The organism is Methylobacterium sp. E-066 (genome assembly GCF_022829635.1).
Classification (GTDB): domain Bacteria; phylum Pseudomonadota; class Alphaproteobacteria; order Rhizobiales; family Beijerinckiaceae; genus Methylobacterium.
Genome location: NZ_JAKSYO010000031.1, coordinates 26,657 through 46,380, shown reverse-complemented (window position 1 = coordinate 46,380; position 19,724 = coordinate 26,657). Strand labels below are relative to the sequence as shown.

Here is a 19,724-nt window from a genome sequence, read left to right as displayed (position 1 = left end):
CCCGGCCATGGTGCGCCTGCCATGAACCCGTCCCGCCTCTTCATCCTCCGGCCGGTCGCCACGACGCTCCTGATGCTGGCGATCCTGATCGTCGGCGGCGTGTCGTACCTGAACCTGCCGGTCTCGGCGCTGCCGGCCGTCGACTACCCGACGATCCAGATCCAGACCTTCTATCCGGGCGCGAGCCCCGAGGTGATGACCTCCTCGGTCACGGCGCCGCTGGAGCGGCAGTTCGGCCAGCTCGCCAACCTCAACCAGATGACCTCGCAATCCTCCGCGGGCGCCTCGGTCATCACGTTGCAGTTCAACCTGGACCTGCCCCTCGACATCGCCGAGCAGCAGGTCCAGGCGGCGATCAACGCCGCCGGCAACTTGCTCCCGTCGGACCTGCCGGCGCCGCCGATCTACGCCAAGGTCAACCCGGCCGACACGCCCGTTCTGACCCTGGCCCTGACTTCCAAGACCATGCCGCTAACCCAGGTCCGGGACCTGGCCGAGTCGCGCCTGGCCCAAAAGATCAGCCAGGTGGCCGGCGTCGGCCTCGTCAGCATCTCGGGCGGGCAGCGGCCGGCCGTGCGGGTGCGGTTCAACGCCCGGGCGCTCGCCGCCTACGGGCTGAACATCGACGATTTGCGCACGACCATCACCAACCTCAACGTCAACACCCCCAAGGGCTCGATCGACGGGCCGAAGCAATCCTACGCGATCAACGCCAACGACCAGATCCGCGACCCGAAGGCCTACAACGCGGCGATCATCGCGTATCGCAACGGCGCCCCGGTGATGCTCTCGGAGGTCGCCGACGTGGTCGAGGGGCCGGAGAATACCAAGCTCGGCGCCTGGGCCGACGGGACCCCGGCGGTGATCCTCAACATCCAGCGCCAGCCGGGCGCCAACGTCATCGCCACGGTCGACAAGATCAAGGCGCTGCTCCCCCAGATGCAGGCGAGCCTGCCCACCGCCGTGGCGGTGACGCCGCTCACCGATCGCACCACCACGATCCGCGCCTCCGTGGAGGACGTGCAGTTCGAGCTGGGCCTGGCGATCGCGCTGGTCGTGCTGGTGATCTTCCTGTTCCTGCGCAGCCTGTCAGCGACGCTGATCCCGAGCCTGTCCGTGCCGCTGTCGCTGATCGGCGCCCTGTCGGTGATGGACCTGTACGGCTTCTCCCTCGACAACCTGTCGTTGATGGCGCTGACCATCGCCACCGGCTTCGTGGTCGACGACGCCATCGTGGTGATCGAGAACATCGCCCGTCACGTCGAGGCCGGCGATTCGCCCCTGGAGGCGGCGCTCAAGGGGTCGCGCGAGATCGGCTTCACGATCATCTCGCTCACCGTCTCGCTGATCGCGGTGCTGATCCCGCTGCTGTTCATGGGCGACGTGGTCGGGCGCCTGTTCCACGAATTCGCGATCACGCTGGCGGCTACCATCGTGATCTCCGCGGTGGTCTCGCTGACGCTGGTGCCGATGCTGTGCGCGCGCCTGCTCAAGCACGCGCCCGAGGCCCAGATCCGCCGCCGCGAGGGCGTGTTCGCCCGCGCGGGCCGGCGCGCCACCGACGGCACGATCGCCGCCTACGGCCGCGCGCTCCAGGTGGTGCTGAACCATCAGGGCCTGACCCTGCTGGTGGCCCTCGGGACCCTGGTCCTGACCGTCTACCTGTTCGTGGTCATCCCCAAGGGCTTCTTCCCGGTGCAGGATACCGGGGTGATCCAGGGCATCACCCAGGCGGACCAGTCGGTCTCCTACGGGGCCATGGCCGAGCGGCAGCAGCGGATGGCCGCGCTCGTCCTGCAGGATCCGGACGTGGCGAGCCTGTCCTCGTTCATCGGGGTCGACGGCCAGAACGTCACGCTCAATTCCGGCCGGATGCTGATCAACCTCAAGCCGCGCGACCAGCGGACGGAGTCGGCCGGCGCGATCATCCGGCGGATCAACGCGGCGACCCGGGCCGAGCCCGGCATGCGCCTGTACATGCAGCCGGTCCAGGACCTGACCATCGACACCGCGGTCTCGGCGACCCAGTACCAGGTCATCCTCGAGACCCCGAACCTCAACGATTTCGAGACCTGGGTGCCGCGCTTCACCGAGGCGCTGGCGAAATCCCCCGTGGTCGCCGACGTGGCGAGCGACCACCAAGCACAGGGGCTCGCTGCCTACGTCACCATCGACCGCCCCACCGCGGGCCGCTACGGCATCACCCCGGCGACCATCGACAACGCCCTCTACGACGCCTTCGGCCAGCGGATCATCTCGACGATCTTCACCCAGTCCAACCAGTATCGGGTGATCCTGGAGGCCGACCCGAGCCTGCACACGACCGTGCGCAGCCTCGAGACGATCTACCTGCCGTCCTCGACGGCGACCAACGGCCAGGTGCCGCTCTCCGCGGTGGCGCGGATCAGCGAGCGGCGGGCGCCCCTGCTGATCTCGCATCTCGGGCAGTTCCCCGCCACCACGGTGTCGTTCAACCTCGCACCCGGCGCGGCCCTTGGGCAGGCGGTCGAGGCGATCGAGCAGGCCAAGGCCGCGATCGACCTGCCGCCCTCGTTCCGGGTGGTGCCGCAGGGCTCGGTCTTCGCCTTCCAGTCGGCGCTCAGCAACGAGCTGTTCCTGGTGCTCGCGGCGATCATCACCGTCTACATCGTGCTGGGTGTGCTCTACGAGAGCTTCATCCACCCGATCACGATCCTGTCGACCCTGCCGTCCGCCGGCATCGGGGCGCTGCTCGGCCTGATGCTGTTCGGCCTGTCCCTCGACATCATCGCGGTGATCGGCATCGTGCTCTTGATCGGCATCGTGAAGAAGAACGCGATCATGATGATCGACTTCGCGCTCCAGGCCGAGCGCGAGGACGGGCTCGATCCCCGGGAGGCGATCTTCCAGGCCTGCCTGCTGCGCTTCCGCCCGATCCTGATGACGACGCTGGCGGCCCTGTTCGCCGCGGTGCCGCTGATCCTCGGCACCGGCGTCGGCTCGGAGCTGCGCCAGCCGCTGGGCATCTGCATCGCCGGCGGCCTGATCGTCAGCCAGGTCCTGACCCTGTTCACGACCCCGGTGATTTATCTGGCCTTTGATCGGCTGGAACGCCGGATCGCCGGGCGGCGGGCGCCGGATGTCGCGGGCGGCGAGGCGCTCCCGTGAACATCTCCGAGCCGTTCATCCGCCGGCCGGTCGCGACCACGCTGCTCACGATCGGCGTGCTGCTCGCCGGCCTGTTCGCGTTCCTCAAGCTGCCGGTGGCGCCGCTGCCGCAGATCGACTTCCCCGTGATCCTGGTCCAGGCCCAGATGCCGGGCGGAAGCCCTGAGACCATGGCGACCACCGTGGCGGCGCCCCTCGAACGGCGGCTCGGCGCCATCGCGGACGTCAACGAGATGACCTCCACGAACGCGCTCGGCTCCACCCGGATCGTGCTGCTGTTCGGCCTGAACCGCGACATCGACGGGGCGGCGCGCGACGTGCAGGCGGCGATCAACGCGGCGCGCGCCGACCTGCCGGCCTCGCTCCGGCAGAACCCGACCTACCGCAAGTTCAACCCCGCCGACACGCCGATCATCATCCTCGGCCTGACCTCGGAGACGCTGACCCGCGGCCAGGTCTACGATTCGGCCGCGACCGTGGTGCAGCAGAAGCTGTCGCAGCTGCCCGGCGTCGGCAACGTCGATATCGGCGGCTCGTCCCTGCCGGCGGTGCGGGTGGAGCTCGATCCCACCGCCCTGTTCAACTACGGCATCGGCCTGGAGGGCATCCGGGCGGCGCTCGCCTCGGCCAACGCCAATTCGCCCAAGGGCGAGATCGATGCCGGGGGCCGGCGCTACCAGCTCTACGCCAATGACCAGGGCCGCAAGGCCGAGGATTACCGCGACATCATCGTGGCCTACCGCAACGGCGCCGCGGTGAAGCTCACGGATGTGGGCCAAGTGCTCGACGGCGTCGAGGACAAGCGCAACCTCGGCATCGTCAACGGCAAGGCCGGGGTGCTGCTGTTCGTCTACAAGCAGCCCGGCGCCAACGTGGTCGAGACCATCGACGCCGTGAAGGCGGCCCTGCCGCAGCTCACCGCGGCGCTGCCGGGCGGCATCGACATCAAGCTCACCGGCGACCGCAGCGCCACGATCCGGGCGTCGCTCGCGGCCACCGAGGAGACGCTGCTGGTAGCGGTCGGCCTCGTGATCCTGGTGGTGTTCGGCTTCCTGCGCTCCGGCCGGGCGACGCTGATCCCCGCGGTGGCGGTGCCGATCTCGATCATCGGCACCTTCTCGGCGATGTACCTGCTCGGCTACTCGCTCAACATCCTGTCGCTCACCGCGCTGATCATCGGCACCGGCTTCGTGGTCGACGACGCGATCGTGGTGCTGGAGAACGTCCAGCGCCACATCGAGGAGGGCAAGCCCCGGCTCCAGGCGGCCCTGATCGGCGCCCGGGAGGTCGGCTTCACGGTGATCTCGATGAGCCTGTCGCTCATCGCGGTGTTCCTGCCGATCCTGCTGATGGGCGGCCTGATCGGCCGCATCTTCCAGGAATTCTCCGTCACCCTGTCGCTGTCGATCCTGATTTCCTTGGTGTTGTCGCTCACGACCACACCGATGATGTGTGCCCGGCTGCTGCGGCCCGAGGGGCACGGGCGCCCGGCGGGACGCCGCCCGAACATTCTGATTCGCGGCCTGGAGGGTGGCTTCTCCTGGCTGCTCGACGCCTATGCGCGGACGCTCGAAGTGGCGCTCGCCCATCCGCGCCTCGTGCTGCTGAGCCTGCTCGCTACCGTGGGGCTCAACGTCTACCTCTACGTCATCGTACCGAAGGGCTTTTTTCCCGAGCAGGATACCGGCCAGATGATGGGCGGCATCCAGGCCGACCAGCGCATCTCGTTCCAGTCCATGGAGGCCAAGCTCCGGCAGGCCACCACCATCGTGGGTGCGGATCCGGCGGTGGAGAGCGTCGTCGGCTTCACGGGCGGGCGCGGCACCAACTCGGCCAACGTGTTCATCGGCCTGAAGCCCATCGGTGAGCGGGCGCCGATCTCGGAGGTGATGGCGCGGCTGCGGCCGAAGCTGGCCCAGGTGGCGGGGGCGCGGCTCTACGTCTTCCCCCGCCAGGACCTGCAGATGGGCGGGCGCCAGAGCTTCGCCCAGTACCAGTACACCCTCCAGGGCGACACCGCGGAGGAGCTGTTCGCCGCCGCCCCGAAGCTGCTCGCCGCCCTGCAGAAGGATCCGACCTTCGCGGACGTCACCTCGGACCAACAGGAGGGCGGCCTGGAGACCCGGGTGGTGATCGACCGCGCCACCGCGTTCCGGTACGGCATCACCCCGAACAAGATCGACAACACTCTCTACGACGCCTTCGGCCAGCGCCAGGTCTCGACGATCTACAACCCCCTGAACCAGTACCACGTCGTGATGGAGATCGCCCCGCGCTACCTGGAATCCCCCGAGACCCTGAAGCAGATCTTCGTCTCGACCTCCGGGGGCAATGCGCCGGGCTCGGCCACCACCAACGCGGTGGCCGGCACCGTGGCGGCGGCAGGCGGGGTCAACACCAACGCGGCCACCGGCACCAGCAGCCCGGGGAGCGGCGCCGCGGCCTCGACCGGGGCGACCACCGGTACGGGGGCGGTCGGCAGCGCGTCCACCGGCGTCGCCGCGGCGGCCGCGGCCGCCGCGAGCACGGCCGATGCGTCCTCGAACGCCGCCGCGATCGCCTCCGATTCCGCCCGCAACGCCTCCTCCAACGCCATCGCGGCGAGCAAGGGCGGCGCCTCGTCGAGCGCGCCGGTCTCGGCCGCCAAGGAGACGATGATCCCGCTCTCGGCCTTCGCGCGGATCGAGCCCGGCAGCGCCCCCGTGCAGGTGAGCCACCAGGGCCTGTTCGTGGCGACCACGATCTCGTTCAACCTCGCGCCGGGCAAGAGCCTGTCGGACGCCACCGAGGCGATCGACCGGGCGATGTCGTCCCTGCGCCTGCCGGCCACGATCCACGGCGAATATGCCGGCGCAGCCAAGAACTACGTCGCTTCGGCTTCGCGCCAGCCGCTGCTGATCCTGGCCGCGATCCTGGCGGTCTACGCGGTGCTCGGCATCCTGTACGAGAGCTTCGTGCACCCGCTGACGATCCTCTCGACCCTGCCGTCGGCGGGCGTGGGCGCGGTGCTGGCGCTGCTGGTGACCGGCACCGAATTCACCATCATCGCGCTGATCGCGGTGTTCCTGCTGATCGGCATCGTGAAGAAGAACGCGATCATGATGATCGACGTGGCCCTCGACGCCGAGCGGACCCGGGGCGCGAATCCCGTGGACGCGATCCGCGAGGCCTGTCTCGTGCGCTTCCGGCCGATCATGATGACCACGCTCGCCGCGATGCTCGGCGCCGTGCCGCTGATCCTGGCCACCGGCGAGGGCGCCGAGCTGCGCCGGCCCCTGGGCATCGCCATCGTGGGCGGATTGATCGTGAGCCAGATCCTGACCCTGTACACCACCCCCGTCGTCTACCTGACCCTCGACCGCCTCCGGCACCGGGTGCTCGCCCGCCGCCGCCGCGGCGCCGGGCCCGGCGGCGCAGCGGCACTGCCGGCCGGAGAGTGATGCGTTCGTTTTCACGTGAAACACCGGCGGCACCCGCTGGCGCGGTTTTCCCTCCCCCCTCTGCGGGGGAGGGTACCCTGCGCAGCAGGGGGGGAGAGGGGCAGCGCGACGGAGCGGGTTTCGGCTCCCGTCGCGACCTCTCCGGCACCGTCGCTCCCCTCTCCCGACCCGGCCTGACGGCCGGCCCACCCTCCCCCGCAGAGGGGGGAGGGAGAGGTGCCCAAGGGTTGGGTCGCGCCTTTCTCCTCCTCTCCCTCACCCCGGCTCTAGCCGGCTGCGTCGTCGGCCCCGACTACACCCGGCCCTCCGTCGAGACGCCGCTCGCCTACCGAGAGGGCGGCCAGCGCGAGGACAGCCCGGCCGTCGTGGCGGCGCGCAAAAAGGGCTGGCGTGAGGCCCGACCCAACGATGCGGTGGAGCGCGGCGACTGGTGGCGGGTGTTCAAGGACCCGACCCTCGACCGCCTGATCCGCCTGGTCGATGTCGACAACCAGTCCCTGCGGCAGGCGGTGGCGAATTACCGGCAGGCCCGGGCGCTCGTCGCCTCGGCCCAGGCCGCCCTGTACCCGACGGTGGTCGGCGCCCCGAGCATCACCCGGACCGGCAGCGGCAGCACCGTGCGCACCAGCGCCTCGCTGCTCGGCCAGGCGAGCTGGGAGCTCGACCTGTTCGGCGGCACCCGCCGGAACATCGAGAGCGAGGCGGCGCTGGCCCAGGCCGACGCCGCCACGATCGCTGCGACCCGCCTGACCATCCAGGCCGAAATCGCCGCCGATTACCTGACCGTGCGCTACGCCGACGCCCTTCAGAAGGTGCTCGACGAGAACGTCGCGAACTTCAAGAAGACGCTCGGCATCACCGAGAACCAGTACGCGGCCGGGGTGGCGGCCCGCTCCGACGTGATCACCGCCCAGACCCAGGTCCAGACCATCGAGGCCCAGGCCATCGCGATCCGGCTGACCCGGGTTCAGTACGTCAACGCCATCGCCACCCTGATCGGGCGCCCGCCCTCGGAGGTCTCGATCCCGGTGGCCGGCATCGGCCGCAACCCGCCGCCCGTGCCGGTCGGGATTCCGTCGGACCTGCTCGAACGGCGGCCGGACGTGGCCCAGGCCGAGCGGCTGGTGCAGGGGCAGAGCGAGCGGATCGGCGTCGCCGTGGCGGCCTTCTACCCCTCGGTGACGATCTCGGCCCAGGGGGGCGTCTCCGGGCTGACCCGCAACGGCCTGTTCTCGGCCGCCAACCAGGTCTGGTCGACGACGGCGGCGGGAACCGAGGTCCTGTTCGACGGCGGCGCCCGCACGGCGGCCGTGCGCTCGGCTGAAGCCGGCTACGACGCCGCGGTGGCCAATTACCGGCAGGTGGTGCTCGCCGCCCTGGCGGAGGTCGAGAACCAGATGGCGGCCCTGCGCATCCTGGGCCTGCAGCAGGGCGCCCAGGACGCCGCCGTCGAATCGTCCCGCAAGGCCGTGGAGATCACGCTGAACGAGTATCGGGCCGGCACGCAGAACTTCACCACGGTGGTGACCGCGCAGGGCCTGCTCGTGAGCAACGAGATCAACGCCCTCCAGGTCCGGCTCAACCGCTTCACCGCGGCGGTCACGCTGATCCGGGCGCTCGGCGGCGGCTGGGACGTGCGCTCCCTGCCGAGCGATGCCGAACTGAAAGGCCCGACCCTGCCGATCGACCGGGGCGGCCAAGCCGTCCGCGTGGACGAGTAGCGCGCACGATCCTGGTTTCAAAAGGTCCGGGACCTTTTGCGGATCCAGGGCAGAGCCCTGGTGTCGGGCTTGGCCCGATGCATCGGGGGCCGAGTCCTGGAGATCTTGCCCCGACCCCCGCCAAAGGGCTGAGCCCTTTGGGATCCCGGATCAGGCACGCTCCGTATGCTCTGGGCAGGGCTGCACTTCGATCGTGACGTGGCTCAGGCCCCGCAGCCCGGCGAGCCGGGCCTTGTAGTGCGCCGGCGGTTGCGGGTGGTCGCTGACCAGGGCGATCACGGCGGCCCGATGACCCGGCCCGACCTGCCAGAGATGCAGATCGCTCACCCGGTCGCCGTCCGTCTCCAGGCGGGCGCGGATCTCCGCGGTGGCGGCCGGTGACGGCCGGGCGTCGAGGAGCACGAGGCCGGCCGTGCGCAGGAGGCTCCAGGACCAGGCCAGGATCACCACCGTGCCGACCACGCCCATGGCCGGGTCGAGCCAGGGGAGGCCGAGATACAGGCCGCCGAGCAGGGCGGCGATCGCCAGGACCGAGGTCAGCGCGTCGGCCAGCACGTGGATGTAGGCGGCGCGGAAATTGGTGTCGTGACCGCCATGGCCGTGGCCCCCGTGTCCGCCATGCGCGTGGCCGTGAGGGCCATGGTCGTCGTGCAGGAGCCAGACGCTGGCGAGGTTCACAGCCAGCCCCAGGACCGCGATCGGGATCGCCTGCCCGAAACCGATCGGCGCCGGGTGGAGCAGCCGGTCGAGGCTCTCGGCGCCGATCAGCAGGGCGATCAGGCCCAGAATGATCGCGCTGGCGAAGGCCGCTAGATCCCCGAACTTGCCGGTGCCGAAGCTGAAGCGCGGATCCTCCGCGTGCCGCCGGGCGAAGCGGTAGGCCATGGCCGCGATACCGAGCGCCGCCGCATGGGTCGACATGTGCCAGCCATCGGCCACCAGGGCCATCGACCCGAACCACGTGCCACCGGCGATCTCGACGACCATCGTGACGGCCGTCAGCGCCACCACGGCCCAGGTCCGGCGCGCGTGGCGATCGTGCCGATCTCCCAGGAAGACGTGGCCGTGGCTCCAGGGTTCGAGGGAATGGCTGTGCATGCGAATCGCCCCATCATAAGCTCGGCGCAGCATAGAGACGGACAGCCGGAACGGGCATTGCTACGACGGGTTGTCACGCCGATTTGCTGCACCGCAGCCGGATGGGAGCCAGGAATGGCCGAGCAGACGATAGCCCTCAAGGACGACGCGGCCAGCGGCACCAAGCCGGCGCCGCCCTGCACGCTGGTGATCTTCGGGGCCGGCGGCGACCTGACCAAGCGCCTGCTGATGCCCTCGCTCTACAACCTCGCGGGGGCCGGGCTCCTGCCGGAGGGCTTTTCGATCCTGGGCGTCGATCATTCCGACGGCACCGACGAGTCCCTGCGGGACAGCCTCACCAAGACCATGGAGGCGTTCAGCAAGGACCCGACCTCGGAATTCCACGCCGACCATATCGATCCGAAGAGCTGGGGCTTCATCCGCGACCGGCTCCACTACCTGAAGGGCGATTTCGAGAAGCCCGAGACCTTCACCGCGGTCAAAGAGAAGGTCAGCGGCTGCGCGGTGTTCTACTGTGCGGTGGCGGCCCGGTTCTTCGGCACGATCGTCGATGGGCTCGGCCAGGCCGGGCTGCTCAAGCAGGAGAACGGCGATTTCCGCCGGGTGGTGATCGAAAAACCGTTCGGCTCCGACCTCGCCTCCGCCCGGGAGCTCAACGCCCGGATCCTGAAGCAGGGCGACGAGAGCCAGTTCTACCGGATCGACCACTTCCTCGGGAAGGAGACGGTCCAGTCGATCATGGCCTTCCGCTTCGCCAACGGCCTGCTGGAGCCGGTCTGGCGGCGAGAATACATCGACAGCGTCCAGATCACCGCGGCCGAGACCGTGGGGGTCGAGGAGCGCGGCGGCTTCTACGAGCCGACCGGGGCGCTGCGGGACATGGTGCCGAACCACATGTTCCAGCTGCTCTGCATGGTCGCCATGGAGCCGCCGAACTCCTTCGACGCCGAAGCGGTCCGCTCGGAGAAGGCCAAGCTCGCCGAGGCCGTCCGGCCGATCCCGCCGGAGGACGCGGTGCGCGGCCAGTACACGGCCGGCACGTCGGAGGGGCGCGACGTGCCGAGCTACCGCGACGAGCCGCACGTCGCCAAGGACTCGGTCACCGAGACCTACATCGCCCTCAAGCTCAACATCGAGAACTGGCGCTGGGCCGGCGTGCCGTTCTACGTCCGCACCGGCAAGCGCATGACCGGGCGGCGCACCGAGATCGCCGTGCTGTTCAAGCCGGCCCCGTTCAAGATGTTCGAGGACACGCCCAACGCCGATCTCGGCCCGACCGTGATGCGGATCATGATCGACCCGGACCACGGGGTCAGCACCGAGTTCAACGTGAAGGTCCCGGGCCCGGAGATGAAGATCGGCCGGGTGAGCGCGGCGTTCCGCTACAAGGACTTTTTCGCTGATCAGCCGAATGTCGGCTACGAGACCCTGCTGTACGATTGCATGATCGGCGACGCGACCCTGTTCCAGCGGGCCGACAACATCGAGGCCGGCTGGGCCGCGGTCGATCCCCTGCTCAAGGGCTGGCCGCAGGCAGACGTGAAACTCTATCCGGCCGGCAGCACCGGGCCGAAGGAAGCCGACGACCTCCTGGCCCGGGACGGCCGCCACTGGCTGGGCCTCGACGGCAAGACGGATTGAAGCCAGCGCCCCGGGGCTCGGCATCGATCCTTCGGAATCCTGTATTCAAAAGGTCGTCGACCCAGCCCTTTGGCGGGGTTCAGGGGCGGAGCCCTTGAGACAGGTCTCGGACCTCGTGGATCCAGGACCTGACCCGATCAGGTGTTCATCGAGTCGAAGAAGTCGCTGTTGCTCTTGGTCTGCCGGAGCTTGTCCATGAGGAACTCGATCGCGTCGGTGACGCCCATCGGGTTGAGGATGCGGCGCAGCACGTAGGTCTTCTTGAGGGCGTCCGGCGGGACCAGCAGCTCCTCCTTGCGGGTGCCGGAGCGGGTGATGTCGATCGCCGGGAAGATGCGCTTGTCCGAGACCTTGCGGTCCAGGATGATCTCGGAGTTGCCGGTGCCCTTGAACTCCTCGAAGATCACCTCGTCCATGCGCGAGCCGGTATCGATGAGCGCGGTGGCGATGATCGAGAGCGAGCCGCCCTCCTCGATGTTGCGGGCGGCGCCGAAGAAGCGCTTGGGCCGCTGCAGGGCGTTGGCGTCGACACCGCCGGTCAGCACCTTGCCGGAGGACGGCACCACGGTGTTGTAGGCGCGGCCGAGCCTAGTGATCGAGTCGAGCAGGATGACGACGTCGCGGCCGTGCTCCACCAGGCGCTTGGCCTTCTCGATCACCATTTCGGCGACCTGCACGTGGCGGGTGGCCGGCTCGTCGAAGGTCGAGGCGATGACCTCGCCCTTCACCGAGCGGATCATGTCGGTGACCTCCTCGGGGCGCTCGTCGATGAGCAGCACGATGAGGTAGCATTCCGGGTGGTTGATGGTGATCGACTGCGCGATGTTCTGCATCAGCACGGTCTTGCCGGTGCGCGGCGGCGCCACGATCAGGGCGCGCTGGCCCTTGCCGATCGGGGCGACGATGTCGATGATCCGGGGGCTGAAATCCTTCTTGGGCGGGTTGTCCAGTTCGAGCTTGAAGCGCTGGGTCGGGAACAGCGGCGTCAGGTTGTCGAAATGGACCTTGTGCTTGATCTTTTCGGGATTCTCGAAATTGATCGTGTTGACCTTCAGCAGCGCGAAGTAGCGCTCGCCGTCCTTGGGGCCGCGGATCGGGCCCTCGACGGTGTCGCCGGTGCGCAGGCCGAAGCGCCGGATCTGGGTCGGCGAGATGTAGATGTCGTCCGGGCCCGGCAGGTAGTTCGAGTCGTTCGAGCGCAGGAAGCCGAAGCCGTCCTGCAGCACCTCGACGGTGCCGGCGCCGATGATCTCGACCTCCTTGGCAGCGAGCTGCTTCAGGATCGCGAACATCAGCTCCTGCTTGCGCATGGTCGAGGCGTTCTCGACCTCGACCTCCTCGGCGAAAGCGGTCAGGTCGGTCGGCGTCTTGGCCTTGAGATCGAACAGCTTGACCTCGCGCACGCCCTCGAGGGCGGCGACGGTACCGGTCGCCGGGGCGTCGGCCGGATCCGCGGTCTCGGGATCGGCCAGGGGATCGGCGAAGGCGTCGGGATGTGGCGTCATGGGGTGTCTTGCAACCGACGGAGAAGGTGGGAGGGCCGGTTCTGCGCCAAGCAACCCGGGGGACGGGCGCCGGAGAGCGGGCCGCGCTGGAACAGCGAGGGGCCCGAAAGATCGTCTTGGCTGGACCGTTTTCGGCAGGACCCTCGTGGCTCACGGGCGCGCTGCGGCGCTGACCTTGTGAAGAGGGCCCACAAGAAATAACGCGTTTTTCCACCGCACTCAAGGGGCTGATGGATCGGGGGCGCCCGGGGCGGCGCGGGATCGGTGACGATGGGCCTGCATCGTCGCGGGATCAGGCGATCGCATATGCGAATGGCGATCCCGCGGGTTCGGGATTTGCACGATCCTCTAAACATCCGCTTCGTCATTCCGGGGCGCCGCAGGCGAGCCCGGAAGCCAGAGCCGTCGACAGTGCAAAGCTTTGAACCGGCAGTGGTTATGGATTCCGGGTTCCGCTTCGCGGTCCCGGAATGACACAGTGGTTTATTTGGCAGCTTTCACCGTGTCGGCTGAGCGAGAGTTCGGGGGGCGATTTCCAGGATGCAAAAACCCCGCCTCCGAAGATCGGGCGAAGCGCTCTTCATCAAAGCCACGGCAGCCCGCGAGACACCTGTCACGATCCGTTGAACACCCCCGCACACGCCTGATCTCGCGATTTCGCTTGCGCGGCGCTAAAGCGCTGTGCGCGGAACTGTGTTCTCACGGAGCCGTTCCCCGTCCCGGCGCTGCAGCGCAGCAAACTTTTCACCCGAGAGCCCGGCCCCACAGACATGCGCGACGACGCCACCGGACGCACCATCACCGCGCACGAGCCGCGTCGGATCCCGTGGCTCGACATCGTGTTCGGCTTCGGCCCGATGGTGCCGATCGCCGTCGGCGCCGCCGCGGCCTGGTGGCTGAACGGGCAGCCCCTCGATTATCTCGTGGCCCTGTTCACCCTGCTCTACGCCGCCTCGATCCTGCTGTTCCTGGCCGGCGTCCACCGGGGCGTCAGCTTCCGCACCGAGAGCGGGCCGCGGCTCTCCCAGATCGTCACGATGCTGATCCTGTACGGGCTCGGGCTGTTCAGCCTGTTCTCGGCGGTGATGGGCAAGGCAGTGCCCGCCCTGACCATGCTGATCATCGGCTACGCGGCCATCGGGATCCTGGATCCGATCGCGGCACGGGCCGGCGAGGTGCCGCTGGCCCATGCCCGCCTGCGTCCGCTGCAGATGCCGATCGCCGTGGTGAGCTTGGCGGTGCTGCTCTGGCTCAAGCTGACGGCGCCGTATTGATGGCTTGTCCGACGGTTTGACGCGTCCTCCCACCCTCCCCCCCTCATCTTGAGGCGACGCAGCGAAGCGGAGGCCCCCTTCGAGGCGACTTCGCCGCACCTCAGGATGAGGGGAGAGGGTAGGATATCCGTAAGGTTGGCAGCTGCGCCGCGTCATTGCATCTGCAGCGACGGCCCGGCCAAGCAAGCCCGCGGGAAACCGAATTCCCCTTTCGCCCGTCATGCTCTAGAGCCCGGCCCAGGATCTCCGCCGTGCCGGAGACGACTCACACCGGATCCGGGCGACGGGTCCGCGAGAAGCGAACGCGCTCACATGTCCAAGCCCGAAACCGAGAAGGCCGAAAGCCGGGCCGAAATCCTGAAACCCCGCCTGCCCCGCGGCTTCGTCGACCGCCGCGCCGACGAGATCGCCGCCCAGGGGCGGATGCTGGAGACGATCCGCAAGAGCTTCGAGCTCTACGGCTTCGAGGCCCTGGAGACCCCGTTCGTCGAATACACCGAGGCGCTCGGCAAGTTCCTGCCCGACCTCGACCGCCCGAACGCCGGCGTGTTCTCGTTCCAGGACGATGACGAGGCCTGGCTCTCCTTACGCTACGACCTCACCGCGCCGCTGGCCCGGTTCGTGGCCGAGAATTACGACGCCCTGCCCAAGCCCTATCGCAGCTACCGGGCCGGCTACGTGTTCCGCAACGAGAAGCCGGGGCCGGGCCGGTTCCGCCAGTTCATGCAGTTCGATGCCGACATCGTCGGCGCCGGCAGCGTCGCGGCCGATGCCGAGACCTGCATGCTGATGGCCGACACCCTCGACCGGCTCGGGCTCGGCGGCCGGTACGTGGTCAAGGTCAACAACCGCAAGGTGCTCGACGGGGTCATGGAGGCGATCGGCCTCGCCGGTCCCGACAAGGCCGGCCAGCGGCTGACCGTCCTGCGGGCGATCGACAAGCTCGACCGCCTGGGCGTCGACGGCGTGCGCGACCTGCTCGGCCCCGGCCGCAAGGACGAGAGCGGCGACTTCACCAAGGGCGCCGGCCTCGACGCCACTGCGGTGTCGCGGATCCTGGCCTACGTGTCGTTCCAGGCCGATGCCGGGGACGGCGCCGACCGGATGGCGTTCTGGGAAAAGTTCTTCGCCGGCTGGCACGAGGCGGTGGGCGAGTCCGAGACCGGCCGCGAGGGCATCGCCGAGTTGCACGCGATCATGCGGCTCTGCGCAGCGGCCGGCTACGGCCACGACGTGATACGGGCCGATCCGAGCGTGGTGCGCGGGCTCGAATACTATACCGGCCCGGTCTACGAGGCCGAGCTGACGTTTCCGGTGACCAACGAGGACGGCCAGACCGTGCGCTTCGGCTCGGTGGCCGGCGGCGGGCGCTACGACGGCCTGGTCGGGCGGTTCCGGGCCGAGCCGGTGCCGGCCACGGGCTTCTCCATCGGCGTCTCGCGGCTGTTCTCGGCGCTCCAGCTGGTGAAGAGCCCGTTGCTCGCCGGCACCGAGACCCCCGGCCCGGTGGTGGTGCTGGTCCTCGACCGCGAGAACATGGCCGATTACCAGCGGCTGGTCGCCCTGCTGCGGGCCGACGGGATCCGGGCCGAGCTCTATCTCGGCGCCGCCGGCATGAAGGCGCAGATGAAATATGCCGACCGCCGCCGCGCCCCGGTGGCGATCATCCAGGGCTCGAACGAGCGCCTGGCCGGCGAGATCCAGATCAAGGACCTGATCGAGGGCGCCCGCGCCGCCGAATCCATCGGCAGCAACGCTGAGTGGAAGGCCGCGCGCCCGGCGCAAGTGTCCTGCCCGGAGGCCGACATGGTCGCCCAGGTCCGCGCCGTCCTGGCCCGCCACTTCCCGGCCACCACAAGCTAGTCCCGGTTTCAAAAGGTCTTCGACCTTTTGCGGGTCCAGGGCAGAGCCCTGGTCCATCGGGGCTCTGCCCCGATACCCCGCCAAAGGGCTGAGCCCTTTGGGATCTCATGATGTTCGCGTGTCGCCAAGCGCTGCCGCGATTGCTAGAGAGCGCCCGCGAGGGATATGCGATGACACGACCGGAGGCCGGCGAGACGGGGGCGGGGGACGCGGCGCGGGCGCGGCTGCTCGCGCATCTGAGTGCGGCCGGCTACCGGCCGGTGACGCCCCCGGTGCTGCAGCCGGTGGAGCCGTTCCTGGAATTGTCCGGCGAGGATATCCGCCGGCGGATCTTCGTCACCCAGGACGCGGCCGGGGCCGAGCTGTGCCTGCGGCCGGAATTCACCATTCCCGTCTGCCGCCTGCACCGGGCCCAGGCCGACGGCCAGGCGGCCGATTACAGCTATTGCGGTCCGGTCTTCCGGCTCGCCGCCGACGAGCCCGACGAGTTCTTCCAGGCCGGCATCGAATCGATCGGCCGCACCGACACGCCGGCCGCCGATGCCGAGGTACTGGGGCTGGCGCTCGAGGGTCTCGCCCTGTTCGGCCGGACCGACCCGGCGGTGCGGCTCGGCGATATGGGCCTGACCGTAGCGCTCCTCGACGGGCTGGCGGTGCCGCCCGCGGCCAAGCGCCGGACCCTGCGGGCGCTCGCGGCCGGGCGCTCCCTCGACGAGGTCACCAATGGCGGCGAGGGCGCGCGCCCCGAGGATCCGCATGCCGGGTTGCTGGCCGCGATCCAGGGCCAGGACCCGCGGGGCGTGCGCGCCTTCGTGGAGGATGTGCTCGCCATCGCCGGCATCTCGGCGGTGGGCGGCCGCAGCGCCGGCGAGATCGCCGAGCGCTTCCTCGGCAAGGCGGCCGCGCAGGCCAATGGCGGGGCGGGGCTCAACGCCGAGAACCGCGCCGTGCTCGACCGCTACCGGGCGATCACCGGCCATCCCGACGCCGCGGCCCGCGACCTGCGGGGGCTGGTGGCCGAGGCGGGCCTGCGCCACGACGCCCTCTCGGCCGCCCTCGACCTGTTCGAGGAGCGCACCGGCTTCATCGCGGCCCGGGGTCTGCCGATCGACCGCTTCCGCTTCCAGGGCGGCTTCGCCCGCAACCTCGACTACTACACCGGCTTCATCTTCGAGGTGAACGAGGGCGACGGCCCGATGCTGGTCGGCGGCGGCCGCTACGACGGCCTGCTCGGGCATCTCGGCAGCCCGGCGCCCCTGCCCGCGGTGGGCTGCACCTTCTGGGTCGAGCGCGTGGCGGGAGCCGGCCGATGACTTCTTCGGACTCGGGCGCCATGCCGTTGATCCTCGCCGTCCCGTCCAAGGGACGCCTCCAGGAGAATGCCAGCGCGTTCTTCGGCCGGGCCGGCCTGCGGCTCGCCCAGGGCGCCGGCGCCCGCGACTATCGCGGCAAGCTCGTCGGCGTGCCGGGGGTCGAGGTCCGCTACCTCTCGGCCTCGGAGATCGCCGCGCAGCTCGCCTCCGGCGCCGCCCATCTCGGGGTGACCGGCGAGGACCTGATCCGCGAGACCCTGCCGGACGTACGCGGCCAGGTGGAGCTCTTGACCCCGCTCGGCTTCGGCAACGCCACCGTGGTGGTGGCGGTGCCCCAGGCCTGGATCGACGTGCGGGCGATGGCCGACCTCGACGAGGTCGCGGCGCTGATGCGCACCCGCCACGGTCGCCGCCTGCGGGTGGCGACGAAATACGTGAACCTGACCCGCCGGTTCTTCGCCGAGAAGGGCGTCGCCGATTACCGCATCGTCGAAAGCCTGGGCGCCACCGAGGGTGCGCCGGCGGCGGGCTCGGCCGAGATCGTGGTCGACATCACCACCACGGGGGCGACGCTCAGCGCCAACGCCCTGAAGGTGCTGGACGACGGCATCATCCTGCGCTCCGAGGCCAACCTGGTCGCCTCGCTGAAGGCCCCCTGGGGCGAGAGCCAGCGGGCGGCTTTGCGCACCGTGCTCGGCCGGATCGCCGCCGAGGAGCGCGCCCGCACCACCCGGGAGGTCCGGGCGGCCCTGCCGGAGAGCGGCACCATCGACCTCGCCACGATCGCGGGCCTGCACGAGGCCGAATTGCCCTACGGCGCCCCGCGGGGAAGCGACGGCGAGATCGTGATGCGCTGCCCCGAGGGCGTCGTGTTCGAGCTCGCCGGCGCCCTGGTCGAGGCCGGCGCCCGGGCCGTCACGGTCCGACGGGTCGACTATGCCTTCGCGGCCGAGAACTTGTTGGCGGAGCGGCTGCTGGCGCGGCTTTGAGACGCCCAGCAGGTTTCGCAAACGTGCCTCGCGGTCAGCCAAGCCGATGCGGTGATGCGGCCGCTCGTGGCGTGATGGGCGGGTGATATCGCATATTGCGATACGTGCTGCGTGTCCCTACAATCGCGGTGGAGTCTCGCGCGATGCTGCCTCATGCACATCATCACCCAGGCCCGGATCTGGGCGGCGAAGAAGCGGTGGCCGCAAGCCGCGAGCGCTCTCGACGCCTGGTACAGGTTGATGAAGGTATCCGAGCCGAGCGACTTCGCCGGCATGAAAGCGCTGTTTCCGGCAACCGACAAGGTCGGCCGTTTTCATGTGTTCGACATCGGCGGCAATAAAATACGGCTTATCTCCGTGGTACAATACAAGTTCAAGAAAGTTTATATCCAAGCGATCATGGATCACGCCGAATACGACACGGGCAGATGGAAGGCGTAAGACGATGCGTCCCCTCGTCAAGGAAGCTGTCGAGCATTGGCCCCATGTCGCGCCGTTGCTCACCATGCCGACCAACCAGAAGGATTACGATCGGCTGGTTCAGGCGATGGATCAGATCCTGGCCCTCGTCGGCGAGGATGAGGATCATCCTCTGGCGCTCCTGGCGTCTCGGATGGGCGACTTGATCGAAGCCTATGACGAGGCCCATCGACCCATATCGCAGGTCACGGGCGCGGCGGCGCTCCGCGCCATCATGGATGAGCGGGGTCTCAGCCAGGGCGATTTGCCGGAGGTGGGCACCCAATCCGTGCTCTCCGAGATCCTGAGCGGGAAGCGGCAGATCAATCTCCGCCAAGCCAAGGCGCTGAGCGAGCGCTTCGCCTTCCCGGCTGCAGTGTTTCTCGGGTTGTGATGCGTTTCCAGGAGAACCGTCACTGCGGCCCCTGCTTGGCGAATTCCGACAGCACGCCGCGCAGCACCTTCAGCCGGGTCTCGTAGAGGCCGCGCAGGCAGGCGATTTCGGCGCCACAGGCGTGGCGCTCCTTGAGCCAGGTCTCCTGGTCGTCGCGCAGCTTGGTCTGGCCGCCCATCGGCAGGACATCCTTCAGGATGGCGAAGCGGGTCGCCATCTCGACATCCATGTCGTTGAGGGGGAGGTGGGCGCAGATCGCCTTCTCGTCGGGGGTCTCGGCCTTGTCGCAGGCGAAGCTCGCGGCCCGGGCGGGGGCGGCGGTGAGCAGAGCCAGCGGCAGAAGGAGCGCGGAAACCTTGGTCATGACCCCCCAACGGCCCGGCCGGCGAAAGGCTCCGGCGGGGCCATCGGCGTGGTGAATCGCAGTCGGATCATAGGATCCCGGGATCAGAGGCCCGGTTTGACCACCGCCAGGATGACGATGCCGATCAGCAAGAGCGTCGGCACCTCGTTCAGCACCCGGTAGAACTTGTGCCCGCGGGTGTTCCGGTCGGCAGCGAAATCCTTGACCATCCGGGCGAGCCAGCCGTGGATGCCCGACATGGCCAGCACCAGCACGAACTTCGCCTGGAGCCAGGGGCTCGCGTAGAAGCCGCTCATCCAGGCCAGCACCAGCCCGAACGCCCAGGTGGCGATCAGGGCGGGGTTCATGATCGCCTTGAGCAGGCGGCGCTCCATCACCTTGAAGGTCGCCGATTGGGCCTCCGAGCCCGGCGGCAGGCTCGCGTGGTAGACGAACAGCCGCGGCAGGTAGAGCATGCCCGCCATCCAGGCGATCAAGCTGATGACGTGCCCGGCCTTGAGCCAATCGTAGAGCACG

Annotated in this window: 14 protein-coding genes; 10 read left to right on the top strand and 4 right to left on the bottom strand. The window is 69.1% G+C overall.

Annotation, left to right across the window (positions count from 1 at the left end):
- Positions 1–21: 21 nt before the first annotated feature.
- From MKL20_RS01975 to MKL20_RS01965, 3 genes are all read left to right on the top strand, one after another.
- Positions 22–3,147: an MdtB/MuxB family multidrug efflux RND transporter permease subunit gene (locus tag MKL20_RS01975; RefSeq protein WP_244035261.1), complete on the top strand. Its 3,126-nt coding sequence runs from the start codon at positions 22–24 to the stop codon at positions 3,145–3,147.
- Positions 3,144–6,587 (top strand): efflux RND transporter permease subunit, encoded by a 3,444-nt coding sequence (locus tag MKL20_RS01970; protein ID WP_244035260.1) that lies wholly within the window; start codon positions 3,144–3,146, stop codon positions 6,585–6,587. Before MKL20_RS01975 ends, MKL20_RS01970 begins: the two co-directional genes overlap by 4 nt.
- Positions 6,588–6,814: 227 nt before the next feature.
- Positions 6,815–8,308 carry an efflux transporter outer membrane subunit gene (locus MKL20_RS01965; RefSeq protein WP_244035259.1) on the top strand — a complete coding sequence of 498 codons (1,494 nt, stop codon included), beginning with the start codon at positions 6,815–6,817 and terminating at the stop codon, positions 8,306–8,308.
- A 150-nt stretch (positions 8,309–8,458) separates the two neighbouring features.
- Here the strand turns inward: MKL20_RS01965 and dmeF are convergent, their stop codons facing one another.
- Positions 8,459–9,406, bottom strand: a complete 948-nt coding sequence (dmeF, locus tag MKL20_RS01960) for a CDF family Co(II)/Ni(II) efflux transporter DmeF (RefSeq protein ID WP_244035258.1) — start codon at positions 9,404–9,406, stop codon at positions 8,459–8,461.
- 114 nt (positions 9,407–9,520) lie between these two features.
- Here dmeF and zwf point away from each other — a divergent pair, with 114 nt between their 5' ends.
- Positions 9,521–11,047, top strand: a complete 1,527-nt coding sequence (gene zwf / locus MKL20_RS01955) for a glucose-6-phosphate dehydrogenase (RefSeq protein WP_244035257.1) — start codon at positions 9,521–9,523, stop codon at positions 11,045–11,047.
- Between the two features lie 137 nt (positions 11,048–11,184).
- On the opposite strand, the gene rho is transcribed toward zwf, so the two are convergent.
- Positions 11,185–12,552, bottom strand: coding sequence for a transcription termination factor Rho (gene rho / locus MKL20_RS01950; RefSeq protein ID WP_243969292.1), 1,368 nt, complete (start codon positions 12,550–12,552; stop codon positions 11,185–11,187).
- 770 nt (positions 12,553–13,322) lie between these two features.
- On the opposite strand from rho, the gene MKL20_RS01945 reads away from it, so the two are divergent.
- The 6 genes from MKL20_RS01945 to MKL20_RS01920 all read left to right on the top strand — a co-directional run bounded on the left by MKL20_RS01945 (position 13,323) and on the right by MKL20_RS01920 (position 18,844).
- A complete protein-coding gene (locus tag MKL20_RS01945) occupies positions 13,323–13,826 on the top strand; it encodes a DUF3429 domain-containing protein (protein ID WP_244035256.1) in 504 nt (167 codons plus the stop codon).
- A 312-nt stretch (positions 13,827–14,138) separates the two neighbouring features.
- A complete protein-coding gene (gene hisS, locus MKL20_RS01940) occupies positions 14,139–15,689 on the top strand; it encodes a histidine--tRNA ligase (protein ID WP_244035255.1) in 1,551 nt (516 codons plus the stop codon).
- Positions 15,690–15,859: 170 nt separating this feature from the next.
- Positions 15,860–17,002, top strand: coding sequence for an ATP phosphoribosyltransferase regulatory subunit (locus MKL20_RS01935; RefSeq protein ID WP_244035254.1), 1,143 nt, complete (start codon positions 15,860–15,862; stop codon positions 17,000–17,002).
- Positions 16,999–17,991 (top strand): ATP phosphoribosyltransferase, encoded by a 993-nt coding sequence (gene hisG, locus MKL20_RS01930; protein WP_244035253.1) that lies wholly within the window; start codon positions 16,999–17,001, stop codon positions 17,989–17,991. The genes MKL20_RS01935 and hisG overlap by 4 nt, the downstream gene beginning before the upstream one ends.
- A gap of 153 nt (positions 17,992–18,144) precedes the next feature.
- Positions 18,145–18,432 carry a type II toxin-antitoxin system HigB family toxin gene (locus MKL20_RS01925; RefSeq protein WP_244035252.1) on the top strand — a complete coding sequence of 96 codons (288 nt, stop codon included), beginning with the start codon at positions 18,145–18,147 and terminating at the stop codon, positions 18,430–18,432.
- Between the two features lie 4 nt (positions 18,433–18,436).
- Positions 18,437–18,844 (top strand): type II toxin-antitoxin system HigA family antitoxin, encoded by a 408-nt coding sequence (locus MKL20_RS01920; RefSeq protein WP_244035251.1) that lies wholly within the window; start codon positions 18,437–18,439, stop codon positions 18,842–18,844.
- A gap of 19 nt (positions 18,845–18,863) precedes the next feature.
- Here the strand turns inward: MKL20_RS01920 and MKL20_RS01915 are convergent, their stop codons facing one another.
- A complete protein-coding gene (locus MKL20_RS01915; protein WP_244035250.1) occupies positions 18,864–19,208 on the bottom strand; it encodes a lysozyme inhibitor LprI family protein in 345 nt (114 codons plus the stop codon).
- Between the two features lie 83 nt (positions 19,209–19,291).
- On the bottom strand, positions 19,292–19,723 hold the full coding sequence (hemJ, locus tag MKL20_RS01910; protein ID WP_243969277.1) for a protoporphyrinogen oxidase HemJ: 432 nt from the start codon (positions 19,721–19,723) through the stop codon (positions 19,292–19,294).
- Position 19,724 lies beyond the last annotated feature (1 nt).

Bases quoted from the DNA above. Each gene is read 5' to 3' on its own strand.
- MKL20_RS01975 (WP_244035261.1), top strand. From the start codon at position 22: ATGAACCCGTCCCGCCTCTTCATCCTCCGGCCGGTCGCCACGACGCTC.
- dmeF (WP_244035258.1), bottom strand. From the start codon at position 9,406: ATGCACAGCCATTCCCTCGAACCCTGGAGCCACGGCCACGTCTTCCTG.
- zwf (WP_244035257.1), top strand. From the start codon at position 9,521: ATGGCCGAGCAGACGATAGCCCTCAAGGACGACGCGGCCAGCGGCACC.
- rho (WP_243969292.1), bottom strand. From the start codon at position 12,552: ATGACGCCACATCCCGACGCCTTCGCCGATCCCCTGGCCGATCCCGAG.
- MKL20_RS01945 (WP_244035256.1), top strand. From the start codon at position 13,323: ATGCGCGACGACGCCACCGGACGCACCATCACCGCGCACGAGCCGCGT.
- hisS (WP_244035255.1), top strand. From the start codon at position 14,139: ATGTCCAAGCCCGAAACCGAGAAGGCCGAAAGCCGGGCCGAAATCCTG.
- MKL20_RS01935 (WP_244035254.1), top strand. From the start codon at position 15,860: ATGACACGACCGGAGGCCGGCGAGACGGGGGCGGGGGACGCGGCGCGG.
- hisG (WP_244035253.1), top strand. From the start codon at position 16,999: ATGACTTCTTCGGACTCGGGCGCCATGCCGTTGATCCTCGCCGTCCCG.
- MKL20_RS01925 (WP_244035252.1), top strand. From the start codon at position 18,145: ATGCACATCATCACCCAGGCCCGGATCTGGGCGGCGAAGAAGCGGTGG.
- MKL20_RS01920 (WP_244035251.1), top strand. From the start codon at position 18,437: ATGCGTCCCCTCGTCAAGGAAGCTGTCGAGCATTGGCCCCATGTCGCG.
- MKL20_RS01915 (WP_244035250.1), bottom strand. From the start codon at position 19,208: ATGACCAAGGTTTCCGCGCTCCTTCTGCCGCTGGCTCTGCTCACCGCC.